Origin of the sequence: Clostridium sp. 1001271B_151109_B4 (genome assembly GCF_015670405.1) — a bacterium.
Taxonomy (GTDB): Bacteria; Bacillota; Clostridia; order Clostridiales; family Clostridiaceae; genus Clostridium.
In genome coordinates this window covers 120170-132959 of record NZ_JADPBQ010000008.1, presented here as the reverse complement: position 1 = coordinate 132959, position 12790 = coordinate 120170, and the positions used below count along the sequence as shown (strand labels likewise).

Sequence of the window (12790 nt, the reverse complement as noted above, 5' to 3'; positions counted from 1 at the left end):
CATTATTGTATATTAAAATATTAATTATAGTACCACAACTATAAGAAATTATATTATTAGTGGTACTTATCATTTTTATATATTTTTATTACAATAATAGTAAGATATAATTAAATTTGAGGTGTAATTATGGAAAAGATAATGAGACCCGTATGGGCTGAAATAGATTTAGATATCCTTGCAAATAACATGAAAAATATAAAAAAGTTAGCTGGAGATAAGGAAGTTATGGCTGTTGTAAAAGCTGATGCCTATGGACACGGCGCTTTAGATGTAGCTCCTTGCCTTTTAGAAAATGGCGCTTCAAGACTAGCTGTTGCAATGCTTACTGAAGCAATTGAACTTAGAAAAAATAACATTACAGCCCCTATAATGATACTTGGATATACACCATTATATTTAGGTGAAGATTTAATTAATTATGATATAGAGCAAACAATTTATGATTTAGATTATGCAAGGGAATTATCTAGCTTAGCAAAAAGCCTTAATAAAAAGGCAAAAGTTCACATTGCTCTAGATACTGGTATGGGTAGAATTGGCTTTCTTCCTAATGATGAAAGTTTCAAGTCTATTTGTGAAATTTGCTCTTTAGATGGTTTGGACATTATTGGAATATTTACTCATTTCTCTAGTTCTGATGAAGAAGATAAGGAATATACTCAATATCAATTTAATCAAATTTATGATTTTATTAATAAACTAGAAAAACAACAAATTAATATACCTTTAAAGCATGCATCTAATAGTGCTGCAATTATAGATTTACCTAATACCTATTTAGATGCTGTAAGAGCTGGAATTATTCTTTATGGATATTATCCTTCAAATGAAGTTAAAAAAGAAAACTTATCAATTAAACCGGCTTTAACTTTAAAAGCTAAAATTGCTCATGTTAAAGAGTTAGAAAGTGGAATGTACATTAGTTATAATAGAACTTTTAAAACATCTAGAAAAAGTAAAATTGCAACTATTCCTATTGGATATGCAGATGGATATATTAGAACATTAAAACACGAAGCTAAAGTTATTGTTAATGGTAAACCTGCTCCTATAGTAGGTAACATTTGTATGGATCAATTTATGATCGATGTTACTGATATAGATGAGGTTAAAGCTGGAGATGAGGTTATATTACTAGGTGAAAGCAATGGTATTAAATTTAATGCTGACGATCTTGCAAAATGTATGGATAGTATAAATTACGAAGTTCTTTGCCTGTTAAAAAATAGAGTTCCTAGAGCTTATATAAAAAATGGTCAAATAATTCATGTAAAAAATAATGTTTAATACTTGAATTAATATAAATAAACCTGCTCTTTATTTATATAATGGGCAGTTTTATTTATCCTTTTAAATTATATTTTATCTAAATAATCCTCATATCCTAAATCCTTCATTTTATCCTTAGGTATAAATATTAATATTGCCTTCTACATATATTAAAAATGCTTCTTAATAAACTTAATCATATTATCTTTATTAGCTTCAAATTGAGTTACCCTATTAACATTCGCTCCTGAAGGATGTGGAAATCCCATAAGAATTTGTTCTTCTTTTATAATGCCATCCTCTTTTAACTTTATTAACACCTCTTCAACAGCTTTTCCTAAAGGTATTAATAATATTTCTTCTGATTTCTCTAATTTCTTAAACTCATTTATAAAATTATCATAAATATATTTCATCAAAAATTTGCTTTTAATTAATTTAGGTGTATGTCCAGTGTAATTTTCTCCCTTAACAAAAACAGGATACGGTATTAAAGATATTGTATGTAATAAATAATCATCTTCATCGAATAATTGACTACAGCTTTGTAAATTTAATATATTGTTAAGCTCTATTCCATCTAACATCGAAATAATATTTTTTCTTAAACTTCCACTAAATCTAGCTGCAACCTTACATTTATATTGTATTTCTTCAATGTTATCACTTACTTCTAATTCTTTTCTTGCTGTTGCTATAGCAGTGCTCATTTGTTGAAATCCTGGAGTTATTCCAATAATAAATACCTTTGCTTTTGGATTTAAATATTCATTATGTGGTGCATAATATATTTCTATATTATTCTCCTTATCAATAAGAAAATCCTCAATTAATATTTCACCTTTGATATATTTATCTTTTATAGGTAGTTTTTTTATTTTTTCTTTATAGTCGTATAATGTTCTTTTCATAATTACCTCATTTATATATTAAATTGTATATTTAATATATACTATATATATTTATTTAACATATATTACTCTAAAAATACAAACATATTACTATAAGTAGATTATATTTTTTCCTTTTATATTATTTATATAAAAAAGACATACAATATCTTTTCTAAATATCGTATGCCTCACTATTTATTTTTTATTACTATATGATTTTCCTATGGAATAATCTTTAGTTTCCTTCTAGATTATTACTCTGTATAACATAGTTTACTACTCCCCTCTTACCATATTATTAAATAATTATTTTACAGAACTCCGTGCTTTTATAACTTATCTTTTACATTTTTAATATAAAAAAAGCTACTCAAAAGAGCAGCTAAAAAATCATAAAATCATTAAACAAATCACCTTATAAACAAAAAGTATATCTTACTCTTTGGCAACTGGCTGACTTAGATTCCCCTTAGTTCCTATAGCTTTGCGTCACTAAATTTCTTTAGTTTTGCCTATTAAATCAAATATAATTATAACACACTTCTTTACTTTTTAAACATATTTCCTTCAAAGTATAATTTTATCTTAAACACTCCTATTTTCTATAAAAGGTGTTTTTTAGCGGTAACTTAGTTCTAAAGATTCCATCCAATTTATAATATGCATTTTGAACTGCAGGAGCTGTTGGAATACAAGTAATTTCGCCAACCCCTTTTGCTCCATAAGCTAATTTCGAATTACTCTTCTCAACAATAATTGGTACTATTTCAGGAACCATAGTTGATCTGAACAACCCTAAAGTTCCAAACTTTGCAGTTGGAATACTATCCTTTAATGGATAATCTTCAGTTAATGCATATCCAAGTCCCATAACAACTCCTCCTTCAATCTGCCCTTCAACATTCAAAGGGTTAATTGCTTTTCCAACATCATGAGCTGCAATAACTTTTTTCAAACTTCCATCTTTATTTAAAATTACAACTTGTGTTGCATATCCATAAGCAACATGACTTATAGGATTATTTTTTTCACTTCCCATTTTATCAGTTTTACCATAATACTCACCATAAAATTCTTGTCCATTAACTGAATTTAAGTTATTTCCTTTAATAGCTGCCTTTAACTTTAATGCTGCTATTCTAGTAGCTTCTCCTGTAAATAAAGTCTGTCTTGAAGCTGTTGATGTTCCTGCGTCAGGAGTCCTTTTCGTATCCGGCTGTATCCAAACTACACTATTTGCATCTATATTTAATACCTCACAAACAATTTGAGTCATTGTTGTTCCTACTCCTTGTCCCATACAAGCTGCAGACGTTCTTATGATTATTTTTCCATTTTGTACTTCTAAAAGCGTTCTTCCTATATCAGGTAACCCTACACCTATTCCGGAATTTTTAAATGCACAAGCTATTCCAGCAAATTCACTTTTATAATATTCATCTTTAACAGCAAGTAAAGTATCTTTAAATGCAGTATCATTATCTGCTATTTGCCCATTAGGTAGTTCCTGACCCGCTTCTATTGCATTTCTCCATCTTATTTCCCACGGAGATATACCAACTAATTCCGCAAGCTTATTTATATTAGATTCAATTGCAAATGCTGATTCAGTAACTCCAAATCCTCTAAACGCACCTGATGGTGGATTATTAGTATATACTGCAATTCCTTCAACTTCTGAATTTTGATAATTATATGGTCCTGCAGCATGAGTACACGCTCTTTGTAACACTGGTCCTCCTAAAGATGCATAAGCTCCAGTATCTGCAATTATCTTTGCTTTCATGGCTGTTAATATTCCATTTTCATCACAAGCTGTAGTAAATTCCATTTCCATAGCATGTCTCTTAGGATGAACATTAATACTTTCAGCCCTAGTTAAAGTCATTTTTACTGGTTTTCCGGTTAAATAAGCAAGAAGTGCTGTATGATGTTGACAACTCATATCCTCCTTACCACCAAAACCGCCTCCAACATACTTTGAAACAACTCTAATTTTATCTATATCCACTCCTAACAAAGATGAAATTTCTCTTAAATCATCATAAACAGATTGAGTCCCTGTATAAACCATTAATTCTCTATCTGTAGGTATAGCAAGTGCTGATTCCGGTTCTAAAAAAGCATGCTCAGTAAAAGGGACAGAATATTTATTATTAACAATAAATTTAGATTTTTTTAATGCTTCATCTACATTTCCTCTTTTCAAAATCTCTCTTGCTAAAACATTACCGTCACTATGAAGTTTTGGAGCATCTTTTTCTAAAGCTTCATTAGGCGAAGTTATTGGTTTCAATTTTTCAAAATTAACTTTAATCAACCCCATTGCTTTTCTTGCAATCTCCTCGCTTTCAGCTGCAATTAACGCTATTGCATCACCAATATATCTAGTTTCCTCACCTATATCAATTAATGCTGGCCAATCTTTTTTTAAATGCCCACAAAATCTATTTCCTGGTATATCTTTAGCTGTTACTACTTCAACTACTCCTTTTATCTGTAAAGCCTCGCTATAATCAATATTTTTTATTAGAATTCTAGGATACTTAGGCCTAAGCGCTACCCCATATAACATTCCCTCAACCTTTAAATCATCACAGTATCCATCTAATGCTAATACCTTATTTTCAGCATCTACTCTTCCCAACGGATCCCCTATTAGTCCTTTACATTTAGTTAATGGAATTTCTTTATTCTCTCTTATTATTTCCGCAGCCATTAATATTGCTTCTTCAATTTTTTTATATCCTGTACATCTGCATATATTTCCAACAAGTGCCTTCTTCACATCATTTAATGAGGGATTTAACGTTTTATTCAATAATCCTACTGCACTTATAACCATTCCTGGTATACAAAATCCACACTGAACAGCTCCCACTTTAGTAAAAGCATATGCAAATACTTTCCTATACTTCTGACTTAATCCTTCTATCGTTATTACATTTTTTCCTTGAAGTTTCTTCCCCTTTACAATGCATGATTTTGTTGCCTTACCATCAATTAGAACCATGCATGCACCACAAGCCCCTTCATTACATCCATTTTTTACAGAAACTAAGTTCTCTTTTTCTCTTAAATACTTTATTAACTTTTCTTCTTCACTTATCCACTTAAGTTGACCATTTAGAAAAAAACTAACCATATTTTTATTCCATTAGCAAGTCTCAAGCATAATATATACATGCTTAGCTCTGCATATCACTACCTCCATTATTTTTCTCCTATATCCTCTTCCAAAGCTTTTCTGCAATATTGATTGATTCTCTACAAATCTTTTCCTCATCAATAGTAACTATCTTCCTATCTTTCATAACAACTTTTCCATTAATTATAGTTGTATCAACAGATTTTCCTGAAATTCCGAACAATACGTGTGCAAAATAATTATTCTTATTCATAGGAGTAAATGGCTTATAATCTACAATGATTAGATCTGCATATGATCCTTTCTTTAATACCCCTAGTGGTTTCTCAAAAAATCTTGAAGCAATTTTAATATTATTTTTTAATGCCATTTGTTTAGTTTCCATAAATCCAATATTATAATCACCAAAATGGTATTTGTTAATAAGATTTTCTACCTTCATTGACTCAAAAATATCACTTGTATATCCATCAGTTCCAATTCCTAATACTATATCCTTATCTAACATACTATTAATGGCTGCAACACCTACTCCATTAGCCATATTAGACTCTGGATTGTTAACAACTATAGTTTTAGTATCTTTCAATATATCTAATTCTTCATCATCTATATATAAACAATGGGCTGCAATAGTCTTTTCTCCTAATATACCAAAATCATTTAATCTTTTTACTATTCTCTTTTTATATAATTTCAAACTATTTTCTAAGTCTTCTTTTCCTTCTGCAACATGAATGTGATACCCTGTATCAATACCTTCCATGGCCTTAACACATTTATTTAAAGTTCCATCACTTAATGTAAAAGCCGCATGCATTCCAAACATGCCTTTAGTCATATCATCTTGTTTCTTTTCTGCATACTTTATAAAATCAATATTTTCTTTAATGGCAAGATCTAAAGCTCTATTTCCATCTCTATCTGAAACTTCATAACAATAACATCCTCTAATGCCTAATTCATCTGCAACATTAGAAATCGTAAGTAAACTTCCACTTATACTCATAGGGCTTGAATTATGATCAAAAACTGTTGTAACTCCATTTTTAATACATTCAATAAATGCTGTATATGCACTGTATCTTAAATCCTCCAATGTTAACTTCTTATCAATCTTCCACCAAATATTTTTCAATATATCAGTAAATGACTGTAGCTTGCCATTTTTAAAGTCTAATCCTCTTGCAAATTCACTATATATATGATGGTGAGTATTTATCATACCCGGCATAATAATCTTACCCTCTGCATCTATATACTCATATTCATTATCTTCATACTTACATTTAATTAATGATGTATCACCAACCTCTTTAATTGTATTCCCATCAATAACAATACATCCATTTTCTATAATTCTTTCATTTTCATCATTCGTAATAACCCTTCCATTTCCAATTAAAATCATACCTATACCCACCTTCTTTACATACTCCACTTTATTTTTCAGTTATTTCCCATACTTATCATAATTTCTTTACACTTCTATTAATCAACTTTTACTTTTGTACTAAAATTAACAATTCTAGTTCCTGTTTTACCTAAAATTCCTTCTTTAGCCTTTTCCAATAAAGTAATTATTGAATATCTATCTTTTCTTGATTCTACAAATTCTATTGCAGCCTCTACTTTAGGCTTCATAGACCCTGGAGCAAAATACCCTTTCTTAAGAAATAACTTCATTTCATTAACATTTACTTCATTTAACCATTGCTCATTCTTTTTTCCAAAATTTATTGCAACTTTTTCTACTGCTGTTAGAATAACTAGACAATCAGCATTAATTTCTTTTGCTAAAACCGCACTTGCATAATCTTTATCAACTACAGCTCCAACCCCTTTTAAATGATTGCCTTTAGAAATTACAGGAATACCTCCACCTCCACACGCTATTACAACTTGATTATTTTCTATTAGCGCTTTTATCGTTTCAACTTCTACTATTCCAATAGGCTTAGGTGATGCTATAACTCTTCTATATCCTCTACCACTATCCTCTATAATCTTCTTACCCTCTTTTACAATGCTATCTGCTTCTTTTTTAGTCATAAAAGCTCCTATTGGCTTAGTTGGATTTTCAAATGCTTTGTCTCCTTCATCAACCTCAACTTGAGTAATTATAGTTGCTACACCTTTATTTATATTTCTATTTAATAACTCTTCCCTTATTGCATTCTGTAAATCATATCCTATATATCCTTGGCTCATTGCTACGCACACTGACATTGGACATATAGAATACTTTGTATTTGTTTTATGAAATTCAGTCATTGCACTATTAATCATCCCAACTTGAGGACCATTTCCATGAGATATAATTACCTCATCCCCTTCTTCAATTAAGTCAACTATTGCCTTAGCTGTTGATTTTACTGCTATCATTTGCTCTTCTAATGTATCACCTAATGCATTTCCACCTAGCGCAATAACTATCCTTTTCTTCATTATATTCACACCTTTACTATCCATAAAATATATATATATCTATTCTGCTAATTAATATTTTCTATAGTAAAAGATATTTTTATTTCAAATATCTTTCTATTCCGCTTCTCTCTAAAATTCTTAATGCTTCTTGCGGATTTTTTATCTTACTTAAAAAAATCATAGAAGCAATAATATAAGGTTTATAACTTGCTTCTTTATATAATGAATTCCTATATCTATCAAATACTGAAGCTTCGACCTCACCACTTTCACAACTTACTCCACTAATATCAGCTGGTAAACAATGAAGATAAATGGCTTTTCCATTCTTAGTAGTCTTCATTAATTCCTCAGTACATTGCCAATCCTTATGTTTTGCATTTTGAGATAATAATTCTTTTTCTAGTTCATTTATTCCATTACTATCACCTCTTTCATATAAATCTGTACGCTTTTCCATTGCTATATAAGGTGCCCAGCTTTTTGGATAAACTATATCTGCATCTTTAAATGCTTCCTTCATAGAATTAGTTTTTGTAAATGATCCACCTGAAGCCTTAGCATTTTTATAAGCTATTTCTTCAACACTACTCATTACTTCATATCCTTCTGGATGTGCTAATACTACATTCATCCCAAATCTAGTCATTAAACCAATTACCCCTTGTGGTACTGATAAAGGCTTACCATATGATGGTGAATATGCCCATGTCATAGCAACCTTTTTACCTTTTAAATTCTCTACTCCTCCAAATTCATTAATTAAATGAAGAGTATCTGCCATAACTTGTGTTGGATGGTCTATATCACATTGAAGATTAACTAAAGTTGGTATTTGCTCTAGGCACCCACTTTTATAACCCTCCCTAACCGCTTCTGATACAGTCCTCATATAAGTATTTCCTTTACCTATATACATATCATCACGAATTCCTATTACATCAGCCATGAAAGAGATCATATTAGCAGTTTCTCTTACTGTTTCACCATGAGCAATTTGTGATTTTCCTTCATCTAAATCTTGTACTTTAAGTCCTAGTAAATTACAGGCAGAAGCAAAACTAAATCTTGTCCTAGTTGAATTATCCCTAAAAAGTGAAACTCCTAATCCACTATCAAAAATCTTAGGAGATATATTATTTTCTCTTAACCTTTTTAAAGCTTCTGCAACTATGAAAACAGCCTTTATCTCATCATCAGTTTTTTCCCATGTTAACAGAAAATCGTTATTATACATCTCTTTAAAATTTAATTCATTTAATTTATTAATAAATGTTTCCATCAATTCCATTTCCAATATCTCCTTATTATTTGTTATTACAATAAATAGTTGGTATTGCCGCATAAACTGCTGCACATTTAACTAAATCAGCTTTCCAAGTTTTTTCATTAGGAGCATGTGCTTCTTCCTCCTTTCCTGGCCCAAATCCAATACAAGGTATACCAAATCTACCCATTATAGATACTCCATTAGTTGAAAATGTCCATTTATCAATCTTCGGAGTTCCATACAATCCTTCAAAAGCCTTTACTACAGCTTTTGTTACAGGTGCTTCTTCTGGAATTACCCATGTTGGAAAATAACAATCCGTTGGATAAACAATTTTGGTATAGCTTGGCCTCTTATACTTATACATTGTTACCTCAGCATTATATTTTTTTACAAATGGTAAATTTCTTACCTCTTCTAACGCCATTTCATAAGTTTCACCATCTGTTAATCGTCTATCTAATGAAATTGCACACATATCTGCCACTGCACATCTTGAAGGTGAACTAAAGAATATCTCTGAAACAGTTATTGTTCCTTTACCTAAAAATTCATCATAATGAAGATTATCATTTAACACCCTTACTTCTTGAAGTATATCCGACATTTTATAAATAGCATTCTCTCCACGTTCAGGTGCTGAACCATGACATGATATTCCCTTTACCTCAACTCTTATTTCCATTCGTCCACGTTGCCCTCTATATATATTCCCATTTGTTGGTTCTGTAATTACTACAAATTCTGGTCTTACCTTATCCTCATTATAAATATACTGCCAGCATAACCCATCACAATCTTCTTCTTGAACTGTTCCTGTTACCAATACAGTATATTTATCACTTAAAAGCCCTAAATCTTTCATAATTTTTGCTCCATAAGTCGCTGCTACAATTCCACCTAGTTGGTCAGAAGCTCCTCTTCCACCTATTTCTTCATCATTTTCATACCCTTTATAAGGATCAAATTTCCAATTGCTCAATTCTCCTAATCCAACTGTATCAATATGGCCATCAAATCCTATCAATTTTTCTCCATTACCCATATATCCTAAAATATTACCCATTCCATCAATTACGATCTTATCAAATTCTAACTTTTCCATTTCCTTATATATTCTTTTTATAACATCTTCTTCACCACAACTTTCCCCAGGTATAGCTATTAGATCCCTTAAAAATCTACTCATATCCTTTTTATAGCTTTCAGCTTTTAATTTTATTTCTTTAAAATCCATAGTATCCTCCTTATATAATAAAGTAGTTACTAATTCCTTATGCTTAGATTGTCTTCAATATACATTCATTAACATTACGAAGTTTTATTTTTTATCTGAATCTTTTATCTTATGGAATTTTAAAATCTTAAAGTAAAGTTAAAATACTTATCAAAATTAGACATATGTTATATTAAATTTTAAAATTGTGTTTAATTTTAATAATATTTACTTATACTAATGTTAATATTTTAAATATCAAAGGAGTAATTTCTATGAGTAAAATGAAAAATATATCTGATTTAAAAGATGTTCAAATGAAATCTTGCACTAAATTTGCTAAAAATTCTAAAGAACCTAATGATGGATATTTTATAGAAAAAGACCCTAATGATAGCTTTAGTTCTGAAGGAACTGTAAGATATGGCGAAGAACAAGATGTTGATGACTTATAAACTTGTATAAAAATAAGGTATAAGAAAACTATATACTAGCTTTCTTATACCTTTTAAATATTATTTTTTCTTTTTCTAATGGGTATTTTAAAAGAATTTATATTCATTATCTTTTATTCTATTCCCAAATAATCAAACTATAAACTTATTAAAAGGCTAATACCTTATAATCTTCAAACAATTTAAATCCTTCTAATAAATCCTTAGTAATTATTATTTCATCTTTATCTGTAATCATTACTCCACTAATATTATGCTTCTTCATAAACTCATAAGACTTATTTTTACCCATAATAAATAAAGGAGTTGATAATGAATCTCCATCTATTGATTTATCACTTACTATCGTAATTGATTTTAAATCTGATTTTATAGGATAACCAGTTTTAGGATTTAATATATGACAGTATAATTCTCCATTATAACTAAATGCCCTTTCATATCCACCAGATGTAACTATTGACTTGTCTTTTGCTTCAATTGAGCATATAATTTTTTCACTATGTTTTTTAGGCTCATATATACCTATACTCCAAAAACTATTTTCATCCTTTTGCCCTAATACTTTTATATTTCCACCTATATTTATTATGGCCGAATCAATATTATTCTCTTTATAAAAATCAATTATTTTATCGGCAATATATCCTTTAGCTATTCCTCCTAAATCTATTTTTTGATTTTTTCTTAATAACATTACTGTTAAATTATTTTCATTTAAAATAACATCTTCATAATCAACTAAATCAATTAATTTATCAATCTTTTCTTTGCTTAGAATTGTAGGATTATCACTATTTATTGCCCATGCTTTAACTAAAGGTGCAATAGTTATATCAAATATACCATTGGTTAATTTAGAATAATAAATTGATTTTTTTAATATTTCAAAAGTATCATTAGAAATTTTTATAAAGCCGTTTGATGCATTTTTATTAATACTACTTACTTCACTACTTTCATAAAAAAAACTTAATTTTTCTTCAAATTGCCTCATTAATTTAGTAGCCTTTTCAGCTATTTCTTCTATCTCATTTATTTTGATATCATTATTGTCATAACATATTTTTTGATATACTCGTGTATTAAATATAAAATCTTCTTTCTCTACAAAATATTTCATATAACTATTACTCTCCTTAATATTTTATCTATAAACTATAATTTTATAAATTAATGTTATTATTAGTGTCAGTTCTTCTAAAAGACTGAAAATTACTTAATGCAAAATTTATAGAATTTATTATTTATCTTATAAATTAATTCTAATATGTGAAATAATTATGCCACATAGTAAAGTAAGAGGTAATAGTTAATAAGTAAAAGTTTATCATTTCAACTCTTACCTCTTATCTCTTACCTCTTACTTAAATTAAGCTTTACTTAATGCATCATTTACTGCATTTATTATTCCTTTACTAGTATATGTTGCTCCTGAAACTACATCAACGCTAGTACTTTGACTTGATATTATTTTACCTGGTATTTCTTCTATTGCTCTGTCACAAATTCCTTGCGTATCATTATGACTAATAACAGTAATACCTGTTATTACGTCATTAGATATTTGTACACTAACTTGTAATGTTCCTGCAAATCCTGTTGCTGACCCTGAATAAGTACCATCCTTATATTTAGATGTACTTTCCACACTATCATTAGTCGTTGAACTTGCCTCTCCACCATTATTGCTTACTTCATCTTTCACTTCTTCAACTATAGTATTTCCTGCTTGTGAATTACTTGTACTATTATTAGTTGTAGTACTTTGTGAAGTTCCTGTATTAGAATTGTTTGTAGCATTGCTTGTAGTGCTGTTATCAGTATTATTGTTTGATGATGAACTTTCACTAATAGCTATATTTACTTCCTCTTCATTGTTATCTTCTTCAATTATATTTTCAACATTTTCTTCAGTATTTTCTATTTCTTCAGCAAGCTCTTCTGTTTCGTTATTCTCAATTTCTTCAATATCTTTTTTTACATCCTCTGCTTTATCCTCATTAGGCTTATTGAATAAAAAACTTGCTCCTATTGAAGTTACTATAACACCGCAAGCAGTAGCGGCTAATATTTTATTTTTTTTACTTTTCATATTATACATTC

10 protein-coding genes and 1 riboswitch are annotated in these 12790 nt (G+C 29.2%); of the genes, 2 read left to right on the top strand and 8 right to left on the bottom strand.

What is annotated here, in order from left to right; all coding sequences use genetic code 11:
- Window positions 1-129 precede the first annotated feature (129 nt).
- On the top strand, window positions 130-1290 hold the full coding sequence (gene alr, locus I4V63_RS07630; protein ID WP_196000702.1) for an alanine racemase: 1161 nt from the start codon (window positions 130-132) through the stop codon (window positions 1288-1290).
- A 152-nt stretch (window positions 1291-1442) separates the two neighbouring features.
- Here alr and I4V63_RS07625 read toward each other — a convergent pair whose 3' ends face one another.
- From I4V63_RS07625 to I4V63_RS07600, 6 genes are all read right to left on the bottom strand, one after another.
- The gene (locus I4V63_RS07625; protein WP_196000701.1) at window positions 1443-2183 is read right to left on the bottom strand and encodes a hypothetical protein; all 741 of its coding nucleotides are present in this window, start codon (window positions 2181-2183) and stop codon (window positions 1443-1445) included.
- Window positions 2184-2606: 423 nt separating this feature from the next.
- Window positions 2607-2688, bottom strand: a riboswitch (cyclic di-GMP riboswitch).
- Window positions 2689-2760: 72 nt separating this feature from the next.
- Window positions 2761-5310: a selenium-dependent xanthine dehydrogenase gene (gene xdh / locus I4V63_RS07620; protein ID WP_196000700.1), complete on the bottom strand. Its 2550-nt coding sequence runs from the start codon at window positions 5308-5310 to the stop codon at window positions 2761-2763.
- 79 nt (window positions 5311-5389) lie between these two features.
- A complete protein-coding gene (ssnA, locus tag I4V63_RS07615; protein WP_196000699.1) occupies window positions 5390-6724 on the bottom strand; it encodes a putative aminohydrolase SsnA in 1335 nt (444 codons plus the stop codon).
- 80 nt (window positions 6725-6804) lie between these two features.
- A complete protein-coding gene (gene arcC / locus I4V63_RS07610) occupies window positions 6805-7761 on the bottom strand; it encodes a carbamate kinase (protein ID WP_196000698.1) in 957 nt (318 codons plus the stop codon).
- Window positions 7762-7840: 79 nt separating this feature from the next.
- Window positions 7841-9034 carry a knotted carbamoyltransferase YgeW gene (gene ygeW, locus I4V63_RS07605; protein ID WP_196000697.1) on the bottom strand — a complete coding sequence of 398 codons (1194 nt, stop codon included), beginning with the start codon at window positions 9032-9034 and terminating at the stop codon, window positions 7841-7843.
- Between the two features lie 16 nt (window positions 9035-9050).
- Complete coding sequence (locus I4V63_RS07600; RefSeq protein WP_196000696.1) at window positions 9051-10250, bottom strand: YgeY family selenium metabolism-linked hydrolase; 1200 nt, start codon at window positions 10248-10250, stop codon at window positions 9051-9053.
- Between the two features lie 254 nt (window positions 10251-10504).
- Here I4V63_RS07600 and I4V63_RS07595 point away from each other — a divergent pair, with 254 nt between their 5' ends.
- On the top strand, window positions 10505-10684 hold the full coding sequence (locus I4V63_RS07595) for a hypothetical protein (protein WP_042400440.1): 180 nt from the start codon (window positions 10505-10507) through the stop codon (window positions 10682-10684).
- Between the two features lie 148 nt (window positions 10685-10832).
- On the opposite strand, the gene I4V63_RS07590 is transcribed toward I4V63_RS07595, so the two are convergent.
- Window positions 10833-11807, bottom strand: a complete 975-nt coding sequence (locus I4V63_RS07590; RefSeq protein ID WP_196000695.1) for an FAD:protein FMN transferase — start codon at window positions 11805-11807, stop codon at window positions 10833-10835.
- 249 nt (window positions 11808-12056) lie between these two features.
- On the bottom strand, window positions 12057-12779 hold the full coding sequence (locus I4V63_RS07585) for an FMN-binding protein (RefSeq protein WP_196000694.1): 723 nt from the start codon (window positions 12777-12779) through the stop codon (window positions 12057-12059).
- Between the last annotated feature and the right edge of the window lie 11 nt (window positions 12780-12790).